The 23,228-nt window shown below is 54.7% G+C and carries 15 protein-coding genes; 6 read left to right on the top strand and 9 right to left on the bottom strand.

The annotated features are described in order from the left end of the window. Position 1: 1 nt before the first annotated feature. Positions 2-2,983 (bottom strand): sensor histidine kinase, encoded by a 2,982-nt coding sequence (locus IEY39_RS01140; protein ID WP_188927667.1) that lies wholly within the window; start codon positions 2,981-2,983, stop codon positions 2-4. Positions 2,984-3,121: 138 nt separating this feature from the next. On the opposite strand from IEY39_RS01140, the gene IEY39_RS01145 reads away from it, so the two are divergent. From IEY39_RS01145 to IEY39_RS01155, 3 genes are read left to right on the top strand one after another with little or no spacing between them, the layout of a single operon-like run. Then, the gene (locus IEY39_RS01145; RefSeq protein ID WP_188927669.1) at positions 3,122-4,363 is read left to right on the top strand and encodes a TolC family protein; all 1,242 of its coding nucleotides are present in this window, start codon (positions 3,122-3,124) and stop codon (positions 4,361-4,363) included. After that, entirely contained in the window at positions 4,360-5,367 is a 1,008-nt protein-coding gene (locus IEY39_RS01150; protein WP_229688719.1) for an efflux RND transporter periplasmic adaptor subunit, read from the top strand. Before IEY39_RS01145 ends, IEY39_RS01150 begins: the two co-directional genes overlap by 4 nt. After that, positions 5,364-8,423, top strand: a complete 3,060-nt coding sequence (locus tag IEY39_RS01155) for an efflux RND transporter permease subunit (RefSeq protein ID WP_188927671.1) — start codon at positions 5,364-5,366, stop codon at positions 8,421-8,423. Before IEY39_RS01150 ends, IEY39_RS01155 begins: the two co-directional genes overlap by 4 nt. 10 nt (positions 8,424-8,433) lie before the next feature. Here IEY39_RS01155 and IEY39_RS01160 read toward each other — a convergent pair whose 3' ends face one another. Beyond that, positions 8,434-9,552, bottom strand: coding sequence for a T9SS type A sorting domain-containing protein (locus tag IEY39_RS01160; RefSeq protein WP_188927674.1), 1,119 nt, complete (start codon positions 9,550-9,552; stop codon positions 8,434-8,436). Positions 9,553-9,629: 77 nt separating this feature from the next. Between IEY39_RS01160 and IEY39_RS01165 the strand changes: the two genes are divergently transcribed. Continuing rightward, positions 9,630-10,157 (top strand): GNAT family N-acetyltransferase, encoded by a 528-nt coding sequence (locus tag IEY39_RS01165; RefSeq protein ID WP_188927675.1) that lies wholly within the window; start codon positions 9,630-9,632, stop codon positions 10,155-10,157. 6 nt (positions 10,158-10,163) lie between these two features. Here the strand turns inward: IEY39_RS01165 and IEY39_RS01170 are convergent, their stop codons facing one another. From IEY39_RS01170 to IEY39_RS01200, 7 genes are all read right to left on the bottom strand, one after another. Further along, the gene (locus tag IEY39_RS01170; protein WP_188930300.1) at positions 10,164-10,772 is read right to left on the bottom strand and encodes a GNAT family N-acetyltransferase; all 609 of its coding nucleotides are present in this window, start codon (positions 10,770-10,772) and stop codon (positions 10,164-10,166) included. Beyond that, positions 10,694-11,407: a LytR/AlgR family response regulator transcription factor gene (locus IEY39_RS01175; protein WP_188927677.1), complete on the bottom strand. Its 714-nt coding sequence runs from the start codon at positions 11,405-11,407 to the stop codon at positions 10,694-10,696. Before IEY39_RS01175 ends, IEY39_RS01170 begins: the two co-directional genes overlap by 79 nt. A 3-nt stretch (positions 11,408-11,410) precedes the next feature. Next, positions 11,411-12,478, bottom strand: a complete 1,068-nt coding sequence (locus tag IEY39_RS01180) for a sensor histidine kinase (RefSeq protein ID WP_229688720.1) — start codon at positions 12,476-12,478, stop codon at positions 11,411-11,413. 11 nt (positions 12,479-12,489) lie between these two features. Then, positions 12,490-13,728 carry an acyltransferase family protein gene (locus tag IEY39_RS01185; protein WP_188927679.1) on the bottom strand — a complete coding sequence of 413 codons (1,239 nt, stop codon included), beginning with the start codon at positions 13,726-13,728 and terminating at the stop codon, positions 12,490-12,492. Positions 13,729-13,766: 38 nt separating this feature from the next. Continuing rightward, on the bottom strand, positions 13,767-14,984 hold the full coding sequence (locus IEY39_RS01190; RefSeq protein ID WP_188927680.1) for an acyltransferase family protein: 1,218 nt from the start codon (positions 14,982-14,984) through the stop codon (positions 13,767-13,769). A 70-nt stretch (positions 14,985-15,054) separates the two neighbouring features. Continuing rightward, complete coding sequence (locus IEY39_RS01195) at positions 15,055-15,399, bottom strand: hypothetical protein (RefSeq protein WP_188927682.1); 345 nt, start codon at positions 15,397-15,399, stop codon at positions 15,055-15,057. Positions 15,400-15,492: 93 nt separating this feature from the next. After that, positions 15,493-15,948 (bottom strand): response regulator, encoded by a 456-nt coding sequence (locus IEY39_RS01200; RefSeq protein ID WP_188927688.1) that lies wholly within the window; start codon positions 15,946-15,948, stop codon positions 15,493-15,495. Between the two features lie 138 nt (positions 15,949-16,086). Between IEY39_RS01200 and IEY39_RS01205 the strand changes: the two genes are divergently transcribed. Beyond that, complete coding sequence (locus IEY39_RS01205; protein WP_188927690.1) at positions 16,087-21,930, top strand: HAMP domain-containing protein; 5,844 nt, start codon at positions 16,087-16,089, stop codon at positions 21,928-21,930. Positions 21,931-21,935: 5 nt separating this feature from the next. Then, a complete protein-coding gene (locus IEY39_RS01210) occupies positions 21,936-23,222 on the top strand; it encodes a response regulator (protein WP_188927692.1) in 1,287 nt (428 codons plus the stop codon). Positions 23,223-23,228: the final 6 nt, after the last annotated feature.

The raw sequence follows: 23,228 nt of genomic DNA on the forward strand, positions 1-23,228 counted from the left end.
GTTAGATGGTTGAAATGGGGAAAGAGAGGTTAATAAGGGTGCCGGTTTCCGGAAGTCCGGATTCTCGCTTATCAGTCACTTTTACCTGTATCTTATTCCTTTCAATGGCATTGATCGTATCTATGCGCCTGGCAGTAATGCTGGTGCCCAGTGAAATATGGCCGGCTCTCCCCGGGACACCATTGAGATGGGACGCATGGATGCCAGGCCCATTGTCGTCGATGCAGCATTCAATATATCCGTCGGAACGACTGATGCTTATCCGGATGAGGCCGGTGGTATTCTTCAGCGGAGCAACCCCGTGTTTGATGGCGTTTTCGATATAAGGCTGAATGATCATGGCCGGGATGCAGAGAACATCCGGGTCCAGGTTGTTGGATACCTCGATGTGGTATTCCATTTTATCGCCCATCCGCAGCTTTTCCATTTCCAGGTACAACTCAAGGGTCTTTATTTCTTCCTTCAAAGAGATGGTGGAGGCGGTGCTGTGTTGCAGGATCTGCCGCATCAGGGTGGAAAATTTATACAGGTAATCGTTTGCATTATCTATATCGGTTCGCAAGATATGATACTGGATGGAGGAGAGACAGTTAAAAATGAAATGGGGATTCATCTGTGCGCGCAGGGCCATCATTTCCAATTCGTGCATTTTTCTTTTCAACAGGTATTCTTTTTCTCTTTTTTGTTGCTGCCGGCGGTGAACCAGGTAAAAACCCAGGCCGATGAGGGCAGCCATGATCAGATAGGACAACAGGCTGAACCAGGCGGTTCGCCAGAAAGGAGGCGGGTGAAGGACGACGATGCGCCCCGGCAGCAGGCTCTTATTGCCCCACCTATCCACGGCACGGGCTTCGAAGGTAAAATTGCCAAAAGGCAAAGCAGGAAATTCGATGGTGTTGTCTGCGAGGTTGCTCCAATTGCTGTCCAATCCTTTCAGGCGATATTCAAAGTGCATCTGTTTGCCGCTGCGGAAAGAAATACCCGACAGTTCCATGAATAATTTATTCCTGGAAGTGGGGATAAGGATTGTGTCGGATATTGCTGTTGGTACGCCGCCGGCAATGATCCGGGTGATATTGATCAGCGGATGCCCCACGGGGTGGCTCCTATACTCCTTTGGAAAGTAGGAGATGCCTCTGGCGGTGGCCGCCCAGATATAGTCGCCGCTGACGGCGGTTCGGTTCACGTCGTCGGCGATAAGCCCGTCTTGTTCTGTAATGGTCGATATGGAGCAGGATAGGCGACCACCCTGCCAACGGTAGTCGATGCGCGCAATACCTTTATCAGTGGCCACCCAGGCGGTCCGTTTGTCAAAAGACACCTGCTTGCATAAATTGGTCGGGAGGCCCTGCGCTTTCCCGATGTGTTGTAGCCGCCCGCCTTTCAGTATTGCGATGCCGTCAGGAGTGGCCACCCAGATCGCCGAATCGGGAGCGATATCGATGTGATGGATAATCCCTGCCAGTTCTGGGTATTGTCGCCCAAGATCAAGGATGATACCCATGTGGTCAAGATACATGCCGTGCTGGCTACCCCAAAGCCAATCATCCCCCAGGCCGCTGACGCAAGTAGCCCGACCCAAGTCCATCCTTCTTCCGGCGCCTAGTGCAGGTCCTTCCAGCAGGATGCCGTTCACGAAACCTACCAGCACTGAATCGTCCCGCCGAACAAAAATGTCCTTGATAGCGCCAGTCCACCATCCCCCTTGTCTCCTGAAAACACCGGTTTCCGAGCCCTGATACAACCCCACATCCGTCGCTATCAAAAAGGTATGATGCGAAAAAGGTTGGATATCCAGGACCCGGTAGTTTCTATTCCGGGCTGCCCAACCGGGGAACGACCGGTAACGCATATCCGTCCGGTCGATGATCATGAAATTGCCATCCGCAAAGCCGGCGGCTATTCGTTGTGTATCCAGGGACCTGATGCACTGTACGCTGGTGCCGGCAAAACCCCGACAGGCGACGGAATGGAAGGAAAGATTGGGCAGATAATAAACGCCATCGTTATAAGTAGTGATCCAGTAGCCTTCTTCCCTGTCTTTGAGGATGCTGGTACAAAACACGCTATCGAATAAATGATAAATGGACCGGTGTGATCCCAGTACGTTCCGGATGCATAGCAAACCACTGCCCCTTGTACAGAGCCATAGTACGGAATCAGACTCGCTGAATAGGGTATTGATGGCATCTTTCCTTTTGACGTTGGAGAACAGGTCGGGAAGCGCCAGCAGGGGATTCAATTGATGCAGGTTTGCATGGTATAGGGAATCACCGGCGAAGAACAGAATGCCCGTATTGTCATGCGTGAGGCCCATGCAATATTCCGGGTTGAAGTTCAACCCATATCGTCGTGGATCCTGGCGGAAATCGTACCACTTTTCCGACACGGTGTCCCTGATGAGCAGCCTTTCATCCCATTCAGTTGGACCGAGCGAAAAATAGAAGTTGACTTTCGAGGGGGAGGAAGCCCTCAGGCTGGGAATGGTGGCTGCTTGTATCACTGGTTGAAGAACAGGTGAAAATTTCCAGTGGCCGGGAGTATTGGCAGAACGGTAATACCCGCAAAGATTGGTGGGAAAATCCCTCATCAGCAGGTGGATGGAACCGGTGAGCCAATCCTCACAGATAGACCGCACCCGTCTGCAGTCGGGAAAGTGAATGATGGAATCCTTATACAACACGGCCGGCTCGCCATTGAGGGGAATAAACCAGATGTTATCGGATTTGTCCAGGTAGAGCTTCAGGATCTCGTTATCCGGCAGGCCATCTTCCCGGGTGTAATTACGGAATGTCCGCCCGTCGAACCGGCTAACTCCCTGGTTGGTGGCAAACCAGATGAACCCTTTGCGGTCCTGCAGGGCATGATAAACGACCGCCCCCGGTAATCCATCCTTGACGGTGAATTGTTTATAGGTAAGCTGTTGGGCAAAGCCCCCGGCGGCGGCAAGCAGGAAAAGGAGGATAAACAAGGGGCGGGACATCGGTGTATTTCACGGTTTTGATCGGCGAAGTGAAGGTAATGAAAATCATGTCCGGTTGGTCCAGAGAGGGCATCCAGAATTTCGACAGGATGCTGGAATACTTTTGCCATGGCCGATTATAGGGGCCTGACAAATAATATGTTGCGCAATTTACTTCTCGGATTGGCATTGACGGGTTGTTTGGTAGTCAAGGGACAGCCCGTTACCCGGCTGGATTACTACATCGACCAGGCCTTGCAGAATAGCCCCCTGCTGAAGGATTATCAGAACCAGGTGTTGGCAGGGCAAGTGGACAGCCAGATCATCCGGGCGAGTTACCGGCCACAAGTGACTGGCTCCAGCGTCAACACATGGGCGCCTACCCTCAACAGTGGATGGGGATATGACCAAGCCATCTCCAATGGCGGTAGTTTTACGACCGTGGTAGGAGTGAATAAGACTCTTATCGGGCAAAAGCACCTGGACGCAGAATACCAAACCATTCGTTTGCAGGGCCAGGGCATCCGGAATTCGTCCAAGGTTTCGGAGCAGGATCTGAAGAAGAGCGTCACTGCTCAATACATTACCACCTATGGCGATCTCCAGCAATTGACCTTCAACCGGGATGTCTATGCGCTGCTGCAGCGGGAGGAAGTGTTGCTGAAAGACCTGACGGAAAAGAATGTTTACCGGCAGACCGACTATCTCACCTTCCTGGTAACGATGAAGCAGGAGGGGTTGCTGCTGCGACAGCTGGAGATCCAGTTCCGCAACGACCATGGGACGCTGAACTATCTCTGCGGCATCGTCGATACGTCGGCAACCCTGCTCGATGATCCGCGTATCCAGCTGCAGTCATTGCCGGATATTGCCAACTCCGTCTTCTTCCGGCAATTTCACCTGGACAGTCTGAAACTGCGCAACAACCGGTCGCTGGTCGACTACAGCTACCGGCCAAAGGCCAGTCTTTATGCGGATGGCGGTTTTTCCTCGACATTCGCCTATCAAGGGTATAAGAATTTCGGAACGAGCTTTGGTGTCACGGTGACGGTTCCCATCTATGACGGCCACCAGCGGAAGATGCAATACAGCAAACTGGACATCGCCGAGCGTACGCGGAGCAATTATAAGGATTTTTTCACCAGCCAGTATAGCCAGCAGATAGCGCAGCTGCGGCAGCAGTTGCAGGCTACGGAGGACCTGATCGGGCAGATAGACGAGCAGGTGAAGTATTCGCAGACGCTGATCGATGTCAACGGGAAGCTGCTTGGGACGGGGGATGCGAAGATCGCGGATTATATCATCGCGCTGAGCAACTATCTCAGTGCAAAGAACCTGCTGACGCAAAACAATATTACGCGGCTGCAGATCATTAACCAGATCAATTATTGGAATCGATGAATACAAACTTACGTATAGGGCGATGGGTGATCATCTCACTGGCAGCGGCGATGCTGGCGGCTTGTGGGGCACAGGGAAAAGGCGGACCCGATAAGGCGGAAGGCGGAAAGGATTCGGCCACTGCGGAAAAGCCGGCAGGCGAAGGTACGGACTCCGTAGACGAGGGGACACCCGTCACCGTCACCACGGTCGACCGCAACAGTCTCGACGACTATATCGAGCTGAATGCCGTCTCCGCGTTTTTGCAAAAGAGTTATGTAAAAGCCAATGCCAACGGTTATCTGCAGTCAGCGGATGTCTATCCCGGCAAGTACGTGGAAGTGGGGCAGCCCCTGTTCACCTTGCAGACCAAGGAGGCCCGGAGCATCGGCAACAGCATCAAGATACTCGACTCGACACTGAAATTCTCCGGTGTCAATACGATAAAGGCCAACCAGCACGGCTATCTCACACAGCTGAACCACCAGTCCGGGGATTATGTACAGGACGGGGAGCAGCTGGCTGTTATCAGCGATCGCAACAGCTTTGTGTTCCTTCTCGATCTGCCTTATGAGCTGCGGCCCTTTGTGCTGGGAAAAAGAAGCGTGGAGCTGATCTTGCCCGATGGTACGAAGCTGAATGGCACGATCGGCGAGGTAATGCCGACGGTGGACTCGGTCTCCCAGACCCAGAATGTAGTGATCAGGGTATCGACTTCATCGGCTATCCCGGAAAATCTTGTCGCCAAGGTGAGGATCCTGAAGACCGCGAAGCCCAATACGCAATCCCTGCCCAAGGCCGCCCTGCTCACCGACGAGACGGAAAGTGATTTCTGGGTGATGAAACTGATCGACAGCACGAAGGCCGTCAAAGTTCCTGTGAAGAAGGGCATAGAGACGAAGGACAGGGTGGAGATACTCTCTCCGCAGTTTGCCCCGACCGACAAGATACTGGTTACGGGCAACTATGGGCTGCCGGATACGGCGAAAGTGAAGGTCGAGACAGAGAAGGAGGCAAACCCATGAAAAATTTTTTTGTCGCTTATAAGAACCCGCTCACCGTTACGCTGGTGCTGATCATCTTTGGCGGGATGTTCGCCTATAGCAGGCTGCAGACCTCTTTGTTTCCCGAGATCACTTTTCCGAAGATAAAGATCATTGCGGATGCCGGGCTTCAGCCTGTCAACAAGATGATGGTCACCGTCACCAAGCCGCTGGAGAACGCCATCAAGCGGGTGCCCGATCTGTTATACGTCCGCAGCACCACCAGCCGTGGCAGCTGTGAGATCTCGGCCTTTATGGACTGGAAGGCGGATATCAATCTCGCCCAACAGCAGATAGAGTCGAGGATTGCCGAGATAAAGAATGATCTGCCGGCGGAGGCGCAGATCACCGTGGAGAAAATGAATCCTTCCATCCTGCCGGTGATGGGCTATACGCTGGAAAGTCATAACAAGAGCGCAATTGAGCTCAAGATGCTGGCGAACTATACCGTCAAGCCATTCCTGTCCCAGGTGGCGGGCGTCTCCGAGGTGAGGATCATCGGGGGGAGAAACAAAGAATACTGGATCACGCTGGATGCCCAAAAGATGAGCACCTTGTCGATCACTCCCGATATGCTGAATACGGCGATCGGGCAGACGGGTTTTGTCAAATCGAACGGTTACCTGGCGGACTATCATTTTCTCTATCTTACGGTGACGGATGCCACCGTTCACACCAAGGATGATGTGGGGAATATTGTCGTCCGTAACACCGGTAAAAGGGTGGTGCTGTTGCGCGATATTGCCGCCATCGATATAAAGGAAGCCGTGGAATATACGCGGATCAACGCCAACGGAAGAGATGCTGTGCTTGTTGCCGTCATCAAGCAGCCCGCGGCCAATCTCATCGACATGTCGAAGGCGATGGAGGCGAAGGTGGCCGATCTGCAGAAGATACTCCCGAAGGGGGTGACCATCCAACCATACTATATTCAAGCGGATTTTGTCAATACCTCGGTGAAGAGTGTTACGGACAGTCTTTGGATAGGGCTGGCCCTGGCTATTATTGTTGCAATTATCTTTTTGCGCAGTCTGAAAGCCAGCACAACGATCCTCATCACCATTCCCCTGACCCTTTTCCTGACGCTGATAGTCCTTTATGCTCTTGGGTATACCTTCAATATCATGACACTGGGCGCTATTGCCGCAGCTATCGGGCTTATCATCGATGACGCCATCGTGGTGGTGGAGCAGATACACCGCACGCATGAAGAGCATCCGGACGAGTCGTCCATGACGCTGGTGCAAAAGGCCATTCACTATCTCTTCCCGGCCATGCTGGGTTCCTCTATCAGCACTATCGTCATCTTTGTGCCTTTTGTGCTGATGAGCGGGGTTGCGGGCGCTTATTTCAAGGTGCTGACGAACACGATGATCATTACACTGGTCTGTTCATTCTTCGTGACGTGGATCGGGCTGCCGGTGGTGTACCTGCTGTTGACCGGGGAGCGGAAGAAGCCGCGCAAGCAGCTGAAGCCGCACAATGTGAAGAACCAGCGCTGGGTCGCCTTCTTTATCCGCCGGCCCTGGCTGAGCCTTATCATCATAGGGGCGCTGGGCTGGTCTATCTGGTATATCCTGCCGCAACTGGAGACGGGTTTTTTGCCCGAGATGGATGAAGGCAGCATCGTGTTTGATTATAGCTCGCCGCCGGGCACCTCCCTGCAGGAGACGGACCGGATGCTGCGGGAAGTGGAGAAGATCATCGTGGCGACGCCGGAAGTTCAGGCCTATTCCCGGCGTACCGGGACGCAGATGGGATTTTTTATCACCGAACCCAATACGGGGGATTACCTGATACAGCTGAAGACGGACAGGACGAAGTCGACGGATGATGTGATCAGTGATATCCGTAAGCAGATAGAGGCCACGCAACCAGCGTTGCGGGTGGATTTCGGGCAGGTGATCGGGGATATGCTTGGTGACCTGATGACGTCTGTTCAGCCGATCGAAATAAAGATCTTTGGGGATGACCAGACCAGGCTACATGACCTATCGATGCAGGTGGCCGGCCTGGTGTCGAAGGTGGAGGGCACGGCTGATGTGTTCAATGGGATCGTCATTGCCGGTCCGTCGGTGAGCATCGAACCGAACTATGCCCGCCTGGCGCAGTTCGGTCTTACCCCTGCCAACCTGCAATACCAGCTACAGACCGCCCTGGAAGGAAATATCGTGGGCACGCTTCCTGAAAAAGAGCAGCTGACCAATATCCGCATGGTCTATCCCGGCAGCAGGACGCTCAGCGTGACCGATATCGGCCGGCAACAGATATTTCTGCCGGATGGAAAGCTGAAGCCTATCACCGAATTGGCTACTGTGACCATCAAGGCCGGTGATGCGGAGATCCAGCGGGAGAACCTGCAATCCATGGGTGTAGTTACGGGCCGGCTGGAAGGGCGCGACCTGGGCAGCACTATGCGCGATATCCAACAGGAGGTGAGTTCGAAGATCGTATTGCCGCAGGGCTATCATATCACCTATGGCGGAGCTTATGCCGATCAACAACAATCCTTTGGTGAGCTGCTGATCATTCTCATCACCGCCAGCCTGCTTGTCTTTGGGGTCATTCTCTTCTTATACCGGCGGTTCCTGGTGGCCCTGGTCATCCTGCTGGTCGCGGTACTCGGCATCTCCGGCAGCTATCTGGCCCTCTATTTTACACATACCCCACTTAATGTAGGCAGCTATACCGGACTGATCATGATCGTTGGTATCATCGGGGAGAACGCCATCTTTACCTTTTTGCAGTTCAGGGACAGCCTGGCTACGAAAACGGTAGACGAGGCCGTGATCTATGCCATATCCACCCGGTTGCGGCCAAAGCTGATGACGGCCCTGGGAGCCATTATCGCCCTGATGCCCCTGGCCCTTGGCATCGGTGCGGGAGCGCAGCTGCATCAGCCGCTGGCGATTGCCGTTATCGGTGGTTTTGTGATCGCGCTGCCCCTGTTGCTTATCGTGTTGCCGTCGCTGTTGCGGTTGCTCTATCACCGGCGTGGTGCGAATGTCGCCCCGGCGGCGCCCACGGCGGAGAGCTGATAGGTGCAGACTATAATTTTGTCAGTCGTTTTATGGAAGTGTTGCCGTCATCGGTGATAACGAGCATCAAATACGTGCCGGTGGCGAGCCCCGACAGATCGTATTCGCCGCTGGGATTGCCGGGCAGGCGGAGGATGGGTTTGCCGGTGACGTCCAGCAATTGCAGTGTATAGTGACGGGATGTTGTGGTGCGCACCGACAGCGTCGAATGGACGGGGTTGGGTTCGATGATGATGCCGTGGGAGTCCGTAGAGTTATTGTCGAGTGTGATTACGGAACTATAGCTGCTGTTGCCCACTGCATCCTCATAGCGGAGGTGGAAGAAGTACCGGGCGGCCGGTGGTGGTGTCGCCAGCCAGGAATATTGGGCCACCGGATTATTGTCGATGCCGGGTATCTTTTTCGAAAAGGGTTTCCAGGTGACGCCGTCAGTGGAATAGTCTGCTTCGAACCAGGAGCCCTGGTCCAAGCCCGGTGTTGTCCACGTGAGTAGGATGGAAGCACCCTGCCAGGCGGCGGTAAACTGCTCTAATGCTATCGGCAGCACCGTGTTGCTGGGATAGCCGGTGATGGTGCATGGCCCGTTGCTGACGGTGTAGCCAAGCCCGGTAGCGACGACACCGAAGGGCGCATAACCGTCTGCGAAATGGGGTTCGCATGCGCTGCTGTTGCAGCCGCCGACGGCGGTGGAGGCGGATGTGCCGGTTGCGATGTCCGGGTCTACGGCGGACATATGAATATTACAGCTATATGTTCCATAGAGGTTCATACGGCCGCCGCCGCCGATCTCGATATTCCCGGTGCCGTTGATGGCGCCATCGAAGCTAAAGGTAACGCCGGGGCAGATGCGCAGCGTGCCGTTGATGGTGAGGGTGCCGGCGCCGCTGTTGGGGCAGGTGGCCGGATAGGTGGAGGTGGCGCCGAGGCAGGTGTTTGTCGTGATGCAGACCACTGTACCGGCGGGGATTGTGCTCATTCCACCTGTGGTGAGTTCGGTCTCGGTGTAGGAACAGCCACCGCATTGTGCATCAGTGGAAGAGGGGAGAAGCAGGGCCTGTAGGAGGAGGAAAAAGAAAAAATGCGCTCGTAGGATGTCGAGGCCAGGATAAGGGATACCAGAGGTTTTCATAAGATGGTTTGACAGGAGGTAAAGATAATCACTAAGCGGCGTTAGTGCAAGTGATGCGTTTTATGTAGTTTGCAACAATGGAAAACACTGATATCCAAATACGTGAAGCTGGGCCGGCGGATGCGGCGCTGATTGCCGACGTGGCCAGAAGGACTTTTATCGACTCCTTTGCCCAATACAATACGGCGGAGAATATGCGTATTTTCCTGGAGGAGCAGTTTCCCCGGGAAAAGCAGATGGCGGAAGTGGGTGCGCCCGGCCGCATCTTTTTACTTGCGTATGTGGAGGGTGAGCCGGCGGGTTATGCATCGCTGCGGGTGTCGGAGCCGCCGCATGGATTGGAGGGCTTACATGCCATCGAGATCGTGCAGCTGTATTCTGAGCAGCGGATGATCGGCAAGGGTGTGGGGCCGGCGCTGATGCGGGCCTGTCTCGATGTGGCAAAGGAGCGCGGGTTCGATTGGGTATGGCTGGGTGTATGGGAGCATAATCACCGGGCGCAGGCCTTTTACTGTAAGTGGGGCTTCGAACGATTTGGTGAACATATCTTCTTTGTCGGGCTGGATGCCCAGACGGATTGGTGGATGCGAAGGAAACTGATGTGAAACGAATCAATGAGCGGGCGCCAGGGATTCTACCATCTGTTGCAATTTTATCTTCTTCTCAGGCCATTCATCGCCCAAAATGGAAAAAAAATGCGTGTCCGTGGGAGTGCCGTCGTTGCGGAGGGTGTACCGACGTAGGATACCTTCCGGCACGGCCCCTATTTTCATCACTGCTCGTTGGCTGCGGATATTCTGGCTGGCCACCTTGAAATCGACGCGCATCAATCCCAGGGTGTCGAAGAGATAGTGCAGGAGCAGCCATTTACATGCTTTATTGTGCACCTTTCCCCAAACAGCGGGTGTATACCAGGTGTGACCAATGGTCGCTTTTTTCACTTTATGATCGATGTCGTATACGCGTGTCATGCCGATGATCTCTCCGGTGATGGCGTCGTAAATGACATAGGCCTGACCGCCTGCCGCCGCGGTGGCCAGGGCTTCCCCGAAGTATTTGTCGAATTGCTGATCGTAGGTGGCCGTCAGCAGCAGGGTCTTGGTGAATTCCCAGATGCGCTCATCTTTTGGCCAACGGGGTGTTAACGCTTTAACAATTTGCTGTTGACGATCTTCTCCATGAACTCTTCTTTCTGGTACTTGCTGATGGGAACCTGGAATTGTGTGATGTGGAGAATGTTCCCCTCGATGGAGTTGATCTTGTCGATGGCGACGATATAGGATTTATGTGGCTGGACGAAGGCGGCGGCGGGCAGCTTTTCCTGCAGCATTTTGAGGGTGAGATGGGTGATGATCTTTTTCTCGCGGGTATAGATGGCCACATAGTTCTCCAATGCCTCCGCGAAGAGGATGTCGGCAAAGGCGATCTTTTCCAGGCGGCTGTCTGCTTTTACAAAGATATAGTCTTCGGCTGCCGTAGGATGGTGTTGCTGGCGGAAGTAGTCGAAGGCCTTGTTTGTCGCTTTCAGGAAGCGGTCGAAGGAAACGGGTTTTAGCAGGTAGTCCAGTACTTCCAGCTCGAAGCCCTGGAGGGCATATTTCTCATAGGCCGTTGTGAAGATGACGCGGGGCGGGGTAGCCAGCTGTTTCAGAAAATCGATGCCGGTGATGTAAGGCATTTCGATGTCCAGGAAGAGCAGGTCGACCGGTTCTTTCTTCAGCAGCGAATTCAATTCCAGGGCGTTCTCGCACATCCCTCTGAGATCGAGAAAATCGATCTGTGTGATGTAGCCTTGAAGGCCTTTACGGGCAAAGGGTTCGTCGTCGGTGATGATGCATTTTATCGGAGTGGACATAGCTTACGAATATTGAAGGGTGAGTGCGGCGGAAAAGCCGTTTTGCGTTTTCCCGGCGGTGAAGGTATGTTTGTTGGGGTAGAGGAGCTCCAGCCGGCGCCGGAGGTTCTCCAGGCCGATGCCTTTGTCAGAGCGGCTGTTTTCGGGTATAGGAGTCGGGATACTGTTGGTGACGCGGAATTCGATATTGCCGTTGTTGAGTTCGGCGGATATTCCTATGTGGTATTCGCCGCCCACATATTTGAAGGCGTTCTCCACCAGGGGCAGGAAGAGCAGCGGGTATACCTGTTGGGTGTCGAGGCGTGGGTCGAACTCGGTTTCAAGCAGGAGCTTTTCGGAGCTTCTGGTCTGTTGCAGGCGGATGAAATTGTCGAGATAGTGTATTTCCTGGCTGACGGGTACGGTCTGTTGCTGATCGTAGAGTTGGTAGCGGAGCAGTTCGGAGAATTTTTCTACACTTCGTTTCGCGGCGGCCACGTCTTCGTCCATCTGGAAATAGATGGTGTTGAGGGCGTTGAACAGGAAGTGCGGGTGGTATTGCGCTTTGAGGAATTTCAGTTCGGTCTGCAGCTTGTCGGTGGTGATCTGCTGCAGCTGGATCTTGCCTGCGATGTAGGCTTTTAGGAAAGTATTGCTGCGGACGATGCCATAGTATATGAGGGAATAGAGCAGCGGGATGGTGTTGACATCCACAAGGTCGTACCATTGCATGCCATCGTCGGTGAAGGCGGCGTAAGGGGTGAGGAAGGCATTCTGGAAGACCAGGTTGAGCAGCAGTACATAGAATAATTCCCGGAGGACGCGTTGGTAACTGAGGTCGTCGGCCGGCCATTTCCTGTCGAACCAGCGGAGCAGCCAGCGGAAGGCGGCGACGAACAGGTAGCTGAAGACAAAGCAGGCGGTGAGGTCTTCGATCGTCAGATGCAGGGGGCGACGCCAGAAGCGCATCCCCGTGACGGTGTCGAGCAGCAGCCGGATGGTGGCATAGACGACCAGCCCGTAGAGGGGCGGGAAGAGCCATTTCCAAAAGAGGCTGTTCTTTTTTTCCGGTGTAGTGGTGGTGAGTGGCATGGCGTGATGGTTTACAGGATGTTTTTCAGCAACGGGATGCGCCGGAAGATGGCAGCGGAAAGAGCATTGGTGACGGCGAAGGTGAGCAGGGTAGCGACGGCGAACTTTAGCAGCGCTTCTCCGTGCCAGCCGGCCATGGTGCGGCAGATGGCGATGAGGATGGGTGCGTGAAAGACATAGACGGCAAAGGCGTTGGCGGAGAAGAAGGCGGCGCGGCGGCCGTTAACACGGGGCCCCTGGGAGTTGAAGCTTTCACGGAAGAGGGTTAGGAGGCTCAGCGAGATGCCGACGCCGGCGAAGGCCTCCAGCGTTGACAGGGCGAGGCTTTGCCAGTGCCAGCCGCCGGGATAGGCGGCTGTCTGTCCGTTGAATGCGCCGCCGAGGATAAGCAGGGCGACCCAGAAAGCGAGGCCGCCAACGAGGGCGATGAGGCCCCAGCGTTTGCCGGTGGACGTTGTGATCGTGATCAGCCAGTTGAAGCGGTAGGCAAGTATTCCAGCTATGAAGAAGGCGACATATTGGGGAAAATAACAGAACTGCATATTATAGAAGTTTGTGCCAACCGGCCAGGAGAGGCGGATGAAGAAGGTGGCCAGGGCGATGATGCCGATGAAGCCAAGAATGGCGACGTTACGCGGGAAGGGTCGGGGTGTGGCGGGGCCTTGAGCCGACGGAGGAGGCTCGGAGGGAATGAGGATGCGCCAGGCGGCGTAGATGCAACAAAAGATGAGCAGGACCACGCAGAACCAGAGCGGACCGGTGCCGAGGATGAATTTGCCTCGGAGGATATATTGCGAGTATTCGTGCAGGAAGGTGCGGATGGGGTCACCTGCCGCCCGACGGTAGGCTCCAAGATAGCCCGTGATGGGTGCGAGAAAGAACATGTATAGCAATGTAGGCAGGCCCAGGCGATAGGCGCGGTCTTTCACGAAGCGCCGGGGGCCTTTCCGGTTGTAGGCGCCGGGGACGAAATACCCGGCGACAAAGAACAGAATGCCCATGAAGAAGGTCTGAAGGAAGACCTCGTAGGTGTAGAAGATGAACTCTTCGAGCCGGTTGAGGTGAGTGGGTTCGTTGTAGTACCATTTTCCCTGGTTGCTGTAGGTGACGGCGGCATGTTGGCTGATGACCAGGAGGATCATCACCCAGCGGAGGTTATCGATGAAGAGCAGGCGGGTGGTGGCAGCCTGGGCGCCTGCGCGGGCCCGGGTGGTGGGTGTCGTCGTTATGGAGGGGGCGAGCAGATCCATGGCTTCTCTTTACTTAATTACGAGGGTAAGGTACGATTTTACAAAATGTTTTTCAGCAGCGGGATGCGGCGGAAGACCCATGCGGAAAGGGCAAAGGTGACGATGATGCTGAGCACGGTGGCGACCAGAAATTTCAGCAGCGCTTCCCCGTGCCAGCCGGTGATGAGGCGGGTGATGACGATGAGGATGGGTGGGTGGAAGACGTAGACGGCAAAGGCGTTGGCGGAGAAGAAAGCGGCGCGTCCGCCGTTAACACGGGGCACCTGGCTGTTGAAGCTGGAGCGAAAGAGGGTCAGGAGGCTCAGCGAGATGCCGACACCGGCCAGGGATTCCAGGGTGGACATGCCGAGGCTTTGCCAATGCCAGCCGCCGTCATAGGGAGCCGTATTGCCCTTCAGGGCTCCCCCCAGCAAGATCAGTGCGAACCAGAGCACCAGCCCGCCCAGGCGCCCGATGCGGCCCCAGCGACGGCCTGTTGATGCCGGTAGCGTCGTCAGCCAGCTGTTGCGATAGGCGAGGGTTCCGGCGATGAAAAAGGCGACGTATTGGGAGAAATAGCAAAACTGCATGTTGTAAAAATTCGTGCCGTTTGGCCAGGTGATGCGTACCAGGAAAGTAGCAATGGCGATGAGCGCGATGAAACCGGCGATGACGGCGGTGCGTGGGAAAGGTCGGGGAGCAGCGGATGTTTTACGGGTGGTGGATGCGAGCGTGCGCCAGCCGGCATAGACGCAACAAAAGAAGAGCAGGGCAATGCAGAACCATAAGGGACCGTTGCCGGAGAGGAACCGGCCACGGGTGATGTAATGCGCGTATTCCCGCAGGAAGCTGCGGTGGGGGTCGTCTGCTGCCCAGTTGCCTGCCGCATAATAGCCTGTGATGGGTTGAAGGACAAATATCCAGAGGAGGGAAGGCAGACCCAGACGGTAGGCGCGGTCGCGCAGGAACCGGAGGCCACCCTTGCGGTCGTAGGCGCCGGGCACGAAATAGCCGGCAACAAAAAAGAGCAGGCCCATAAAGAAGGACTGGAGAAAGACCTGGTAGGTGACGAAGGTGAACTCTTCGCCAAGGCTGAGGTGGGTCTTTTCATTATAATACCAGCTTCCGTGGCCGCTATAGGTAACGGCGGCATGCATGCTTAGAACGAGCATGATCATGACCCAGCGGAGATTGTCTATGAAGGGGAGGCGGGCGGTGGCGGTTGCCGCAGGCGCCTTGATAGATGGAGCCGAAATGGCGGGGGTGAGCAGTTCCATACGTTTTATTATTATGTTGTAAAACTACTCCCCCCGCCTTCAAAGATGAATTTTCTTTGACGTATGGCCTTTAAATGATGAGGATCAGCAAAAGAATGATGATGATCAGGGCGCCGACAGAGATGTATACCCCACTGACCTGCCGGGACTCTTTACGCATGCCTTTCAATTCCGTGCGTAATTCCTTACGCTCGTCCTTTGTCAGCGCTGACTTGTCCATGCTCTTGATGTATTCTACCCTTTCGTTCATTTGCTCAACGAGGGCTTGTTTCTGCTCTTCTGTCATATTGGCAAGCGCCTCCCTGGAGGGCAGGGTAACCGGCGTACTGCGGTCGGATGGTCCCCTGCTATATCCGCGGAAGCTGAACAGGAAAAGCAGGACGGACAGAAAATAGATGATTTTACGTGTTTTCATGTTATATGCTTTTACCATATGTTTTCAAAAGCCATTCCTCTGCTATCTACTGGATTATCATTAAACAAACTGTAGAATAAATTCCACACTTTTTTAATCCCCGGCCATGTTCTTTTTACCACCCGGAGGGGATGGCTGGGGTTGATATTCATGCAACCAGAGTTTTACGATGGCATCGGTGATCTCCACCAATTCGGTGAAGGAGGCCGGTTTTCGAATGTAGCAGCTTGCACCCAATTCGTAAGAGGTCTTCCTGTCCTGGTGGAGGGTGGACGTAGTGAGTACGATGACGGGGATCTGGCTGAATAACCGGTTGCTTCTGATCTCCTTCAGGGCGTGGAGGCCCATCATTCCGGGCATGTTGAGGTCGAGCAGGATAAGTGCCGGGAGCTCAACCTCTGCCGCGTAGAGCGTTTCCAGAAGGGTTTCCGCATTTTCGATAAAAACATAATCGATCTGTGGACTTTTTTCCAAAAATGCGTCCAGGATAATCTGCCTGTCATCCGGGTCGTCGTCTACAATGTAGATAAGACGTAAATTACTTTTCATAATCAACAAATGTGGTTCTAGTCGATGGTAAGGCCAGGCTGTCGATCTTTCAAGGGTGTTCTTTACCTTACGCTATAATCTTGCCAAATATATGGCGCGGGTATTGTGGGGATATATTATCTAAAGTAAAATTCCAATATGGGACTATCCACTAAGGTGATCAAAAAGAAAGCCAAGCCCCTTGCTACAAATGGAACCGCCAGGACCGTTTCCCGTGCGAAGACATACGAATCTGATGCGCTTTTGGATGACAAGGAACTGCTTCGCATCCTTTTACAGGTGCGAAATGGGAATTTCACCGTTCGTATGCCCATTGGTGAGGTGGGGGTGAAGGGGCGCATTTGTGATACGTTGAACGAAATAATTTCCCTGAATGAGGAGATGATGCGGGAGTTTACCAAGGCCGGGAATACCATCGGTAAGCAGGGGAAGCTGACCCAGCGGATCGAGGTTCCCAATGCCAAGGGCAGCTGGGCGACCGGTGTCGATTCGCTGAATTCCCTTATTTCCGACCTGGTGCATCCGACCATCGAGATCGCGCATGTGATCAGCAGCGTGGCGAAGGGGAATCTGTCGCAGAATATGCCTTTGGAGATCGGCGGGCATACGTTGCAGGGAGAATTCTCCCGCATCGCCCGGGAGGTGAACGATATGGTGAAGCAGCTGAACCTTTTCTCCATGGAAGTAACGCGGGTGGCGCGGGAAGTGGGGTCGGAAGGAAAATTAGGCGGTCAGGCCAAGGTGAAGGGGGTTGGCGGGGTCTGGAAAGACCTTACCGACTCGGTGAACCTTATGGCGGGTAATCTGACGGCGCAGGTGCGCAATATTGCGGAGGTGACGACCGCGGTAGCCAAGGGTGACCTGTCAAAAAAGATCACGGTGGACGTTAAAGGGGAGATATTGGAATTAAAGAATACGATCAACACCCTGGTGGACCAGCTGAACTCCTTCTCTTCGGAAGTGACGCGGGTGGCGCTGGAAGTGGGCACGGAGGGCAAGCTCGGTGGCCAGGCCCATGTGCGGGGTGTCGGTGGAACGTGGAAAGACCTTACGGACTCGGTGAATGCGATGGCCTCGAACCTCACCGGACAGGTCCGTAATATTGCAGAGGTGACCACGGCGGTAGCCAAGGGTGATCTCTCGCGTAAGATCACGGTGGACGTGAAAGGAGAGATATCGGAATTGAAGAATACGATCAATACCATGGTCGACCAGTTGAACTCTTTCTCTTCGGAAGTGACGCGGGTGGCGCGGGAAGTGGGATCGGAGGGAAAACTGGGTGGTCAGGCCGATGTGCCCGGTGTTGGCGGGACCTGGAAGGATCTTACCGACTCGGTGAATATCATGGCGGGCAATCTGACGGCGCAGGTGCGTAACATTGCCGAGGTGACCACAGCGGTGGCGAAGGGCGACCTGTCGCGGAAGATCGATGTGGATGTGAAAGGGGAGATATTGGAGCTTAAAAATACGATCAATACGATGGTGGACCAGCTGCGCGGGTTTGCCTCGGAAGTGACGCGGGTGGCGCGGGAAGTAGGGTCGGAAGGGAAACTGGGTGGCCAGGCCGCGGTGGAAGGGGTTGGCGGGGTTTGGAAGGACCTTACCGACTCGGTGAACCTGATGGCGGGTAACCTGACGGCGCAGGTGCGTAACATTGCCGAGGTGACCACGGCGGTGGCGAAAGGTGACCTTTCCCGCAAGATCACTGTGGACGTGCGTGGTGAGATATTGCAGCTGAAGGAGACGATCAATACCATGGTGGACCAGCTCAACTCCTTCGGGTCGGAAGTGACGCGGGTGGCGCGGGAAGTGGGGTCGGAAGGGAAGTTGGGTGGTCAGGCCGATGTGCCGGGTGTTGGGGGAACGTGGAAAGACCTTACCGACTCCGTGAACAAGATGGCGGGCAACCTGACGGCGCAGGTGCGCAATATCGCGGAGGTGACCACGGCGGTGGCCAATGGCGACCTTTCGCGTAAGATCACGGTGGACGTACAGGGGGAAATATTGGAGCTGAAGAATACGATCAATACGATGGTGGACCAGCTGCGCGGGTTTGCCTCGGAAGTAACGCGCGTGGCGCGGGAAGTGGGTACGGAGGGTAAACTGGGCGGCCAGGCGGATGTGCCGGGGGTTGCCGGAACCTGGAAGGACCTTACCGACTCGGTGAACGGGATGGCTTCTAACCTCACCGGTCAGGTGCGGAATATCGCCGAAGTGGCTATCGCGGTGGCCAACGGGGATATGTCCAAGAAAATCACCGTGGACGTGCGGGGTGAGATATTACAATTGAAAGAGACGTTGAATACGATGGTGGACCAGTTGCGCGCCTTTGCCTCCGAAGTAACGCGTGTGGCGCGGGAAGTGGGTACCGATGGAAAACTGGGGGGGCAGGCCTTTGTGCCGGGGGTTGCCGGGACGTGGAAAGACCTTACCGACTCGGTGAACCATATGACGGGTAACCTGACGGCGCAGGTGCGCAATATCGCCGAGGTGACCAAGGCGGTGGCTTCGGGCGACCTGTCGAAGACGGTGGCCATCGACGTCAAGGGCGAGATCCTCGACCTGAAGAATACGATCAATGTGATGGTGGAGCAACTGAACTCTTTTGCCTTCGAGGTGACGCGTGTGGCGCGGGAAGTGGGTACGGAAGGTAAGTTGGGCGGTCAGGCGGAGGTGCGTGGGGTGGCCGGGACGTGGAAAGACCTTACCGACTCGGTGAACATGATGGCGTCCAACCTTACCAACCAGGTGCGGGGTATCGCCAAGGTCGTAACGGCGGTGGCTACGGGGAATCTGAAGCAGAAGCTATCCATCGTCTCCAGGGGCGAGGTGGCCCAGTTGACCGATACCATCAATGAAATGATCGATACGCTGGCGACGTTCGCCGACCAGGTGACGACGGTGGCCAGGGAAGTAGGGGTAGAAGGACGGCTGGGTGGCCAGGCCAGTGTGCCCGGTGCTTCGGGTATCTGGAAAAACCTGACGGAGAACGTAAACCAATTGGCGCAGAATCTTACGACGCAGGTGCGGTCGATATCTGAGGTTGCGTCCGCGGTAACGAAGGGTGACCTGACACGAACTATCCGCGTAGAGGCGAAGGGGGAGGTGGAAGCATTGAAGGATACGATCAACCAAATGATTGCAAACCTCAAAGAGACGACACTGCGCAACCAGGAGCAGGATTGGCTGAAGTCGAATCTTGCCAAATTTACGCAGATGTTGCAGGGTCAGAAAGACCTGAAAACGGTGACCCAGCGTATCCTCTCCGAACTGGCGCAAGTGGTGACCGCGCACTATGGCGCCTTCTTTATCCTCCAACAGGATGAGGATACCCGGGAGGACAAGCTGCGGCTGTTTGCGGCGTATGGCTATAAATCGGATAAGAATATCCCGACGGAATTTGCCATCGGCGAAGGGCTGGTGGGGCAGGTAGCTTTTGAGAAAGAGCGGATCATCCTGTCGAATGTCCCGGGCAACTATATCAAGATCAGCAGTGGTCTCGGTCGTGCGAAGCCGGCCAACCTCATCATCCTGCCGGTGTTGTTCGAGAACAAGGTGAAGGCGGTGATCGAACTCGCCTCGCTGGATATCTTTAGCGAGACCCACCTGGACTTCCTGAGTCAGTTGACCGAGAGTATCGGTATCGTGCTCAATACCATCGAAGCCAGTTCGCGGACGGAGGAACTGCTGGAGCAGTCCCAGTCGCTGGCCGGCGAATTGAAGATACAGCAGGAAGAGCTGCGGCGTACCAATGACGAGCTGCAGGACAAGGCCCTGCTGCTGGTGAAACAAAAGAACGAGGTGGAAAACAAGAACAAGGAAGTGGAGGAAGCGCGCCGGTCGCTGGAAGAAAAGGCCGAGCAGCTGACCCTGACGTCGAAATACAAGTCGGAATTCCTTGCCAATATGTCGCATGAGCTGCGGACGCCGTTGAACAGTCTGCTCATCCTTGCGCAACAGCTGTATGAGAATGTGGAGGGGAATCTGACGGACAAGCAGATACGGTATGCCAAGACCATCCACTCGTGCGGGGACGACCTGATTCAGCTTATTAACGATATTCTGGACCTGTCTAAGATAGAATCCGGATTTATCACAGCCAATATTTGCCCGGTGCGGTTTACGGAGATTGCGTCCTTTGTGGAAACGACCTTCAAACCTATCTCCGAGGCGCGGCATCTACGATTTACCATTGAAACAGATCCGCGTTTGCCGCAAGGTATGGAGACCGATCTGCAGCGGTTGAACCAGATATTAAAGAACCTGCTGTCCAACTCCTTCAAGTTTACGGAGAAGGGCGAGGTGAAGCTTAGGATCTACGAGGCCAACCGCAGCTGGAAGCAGGGCGCGCCTTTGCTGGATGAGGCGCGGCAGGTGGTGGCCTTTGCCATCAGTGATAGCGGCATCGGCATCCCGCACGAGAAACAGAACATCATCTTTGAGGCTTTCCAGCAGGCGGAGGGGTCTACCAGCCGTAAATATGGCGGTACGGGTCTTGGCCTTTCCATCAGCCGCGGGTTGGCCGAACTGCTGGGCGGGACGATAGAGCTGGAATCAGTGCCGGGCAGGGGCAGCACCTTTACGCTCTTTCTGCCGGTAGAAAATGTCTCCGCCGGGGTCATTTCCAAGGAAGCCTCGGAAAGCCTCAACGCGTATCAGCAGTTGCAATTGGATAATGATACCACTGAAATAGACACCCTGCTGAATTCCTTGCGGGTGACCAGTGAACCGATGGATTCCCCGAAGTTGACTATTGTCAGTGAGATGATCAATGACACGGGAGATGACAGGAGCAGCGTCCAGCAGGGAGACAAGATCGTGCTTATCGTGGAAGATGACCTGCGATTTGGCCGGATCATCATCGAAAAGGCGCATCAGTATGATATGAAAGCGGTGGTGGCGACCAATTACCTGGAGGTATTCGATTTTATCAACCGGTTTACTCCCGTTGCCGTCACGCTGGATGTTAAACTTCCGGATACCAGCGGGTGGAAGGTGCTCGACCTGCTACGCAACGACCTCAACTACCGGCATATCCCCATCCATCTCATCTCCGGGGAGGAGAACAAGGCGCTTGCGTTGAAGCGTGGCGCCCGCAGCTTCCTGCTGAAGCCGCTGGAGAACGAGGCGCTGAACGAGCTTTTCGAGGATATCCGGTCGTTTAGCAGGAAAGAGCACAAGCGGGTGCTTGTCGTCGAGGACAATGAGCTCGACTCCTCACAGATCAGCAAGATGCTGCAGAGCGACAATGTAGAGGTTACGATCGTGTGCAACGGCCGAAAGGCGCTGGAGGACACCGATATCAAGGCCTTCGATTGTATCATCCTCGACTATACGCTGCCGGATATTTCCGGGGTCGATCTTGTCACCAGGGTGAGCGAGTCGAAGAACAAGCTGACGCCTGTTATCGTCTATTCCGCCAAGGATTTCAATAAGAAAGAGCTTTACCACCTCAACCGGAGCAGTAATGCGGTGTTGCTGAAGGGGGTCAACAGCCTGGAACACCTGCTGGAAGAGACCGTGCTCCATCTGCACATCAACCACCGGGACCTGGCGCCGGAGAAAAGAAGGGTGATCGAGCAACTGCGGATGAAGGACGATATTCTCACCGGGAAGTCGGTGCTGGTGGTGGATGACGACGTGCGCAACCTGTTTGCGCTGACGACAGTGTTCGAGCGGTATAATATCAATGTCGTCACGGCGGAAAGCGGCCGGGAAGCCATCCAGATCATCAATGACGACAAACAGAAAGTAGATATGGTGCTGATGGATATCATGATGCCGGAGATGGACGGCTACGAGACCACCCAGAAGATCAGGCGGGAGCATAAGAACAATACCCTGCCCATCATTGCCGTGACGGCCAAGGCCATGAAGGGCGACCGGCAGAAGTGTATCGAGGCCGGGGCATCCGATTATATCACCAAACCCTTGAAGATCGATCAGTTGCTGTCGCTGATGCGTGTATGGTTTTACAAATAAGATTCATGCAACCAAAGATCATGTTAGTGGATGACCGGGAGGACAACCTGCTCTCCATGGAGAGCGTGCTGGAACCCGACGGCTATCGATTCGTAAAAGCAACCTCGGGGCGTCAGGTGCTGAAGACGCTGCTGACCGATTTTGACTTTGCGCTGATCCTGATGGATGTGCAGATGCCCAACCTCAATGGCTTTGAGACGGCGTCGCTTATCTATGAAAGAGAGCGGCTGCGGCATATCCCTATTATTTTTATAACGGCCAACAATTACGGCGAGGAAAACCTCTTCAAGGGGTATCGTGCGGGGGCGGTGGATTATATTTACAAGCCCGTCAATCCTGAGCTGCTGCGGATAAAGGTCTCGGTGTTTGTCGACCTGTACCGGAAGAATCAGCGGCTAATGGCGCAGGAGCAGAAATTGGTTGCTATCAACCGCAGCCTGGAGATGGAGATCAACGAGCGGAAGGCATCGGAGGAAAAGGTGACGGAGCTGAACAGGCAGCTGCTGGAAAATATTACCCGGCTGGAGGCGGCGAACAAGGACCTTGATCTCTTTGCCTTTATGGCCTCTCATGACCTGCAGGCGCCTTTGCGGAAGATCAGGATGTTCAGCGACCGGCTGCTTGCCGGCAGTGAGAACAACTTCAGCAAGGAAGAGCGGCTCTATCTAACGCGTATCCAGGAGGTGTCGAAGCGGATGCAGGAACTTATCAATGATATCCTGCGATTCTCCAAGATCTCTGTGGAGAAGGAATCCTTTGAGGAAGTGGACCTCAACGATGTCGTCGGGGAGGTGCTGTCGGAGATGGATGGGGTCATCCGGGAGAAGAATGCCAGTGTCAGCGTGGACCGGCTGCCGGTGTTACCGGCCAATACGGTGCTGATGGGGCCGCTTTTCTCCAACCTGATCAGCAATTCCTTAAAATACAGTAAGAAGAAGGAGCCGCCGCAGATCCGCATCCGGTATGAAGAAGGTCCTGCGATAGCGGCCGGGAACAGCCGGGAGCCGGAGATGCGCTATGGGCGCATTTATGTGGAGGACAATGGTATTGGGTTCGATCAGAAATATGCAGAGCAGATCTTCGATATGTTCCGCAGGCTGCATTCCAGTGCGGAATATGAGGGGACGGGTATCGGGCTTGCGCTGTGCAAAAAGATCGTGGAGATGCACAAGGGGTTTATTTCGGCCCTTGGAAAGCCGGGCGAAGGCGCCGTTTTTATCGTTTCCCTTCCACTGGGCGGGATGCAAAATGAATTGGTCGTAAAAAATGACGAAATTCGTGATCTAAATTAACCTCTA

It is taken from the genome of Puia dinghuensis, assembly GCF_014642875.1.
GTDB lineage: Bacteria > Bacteroidota > Bacteroidia > Chitinophagales > Chitinophagaceae > Puia > Puia dinghuensis.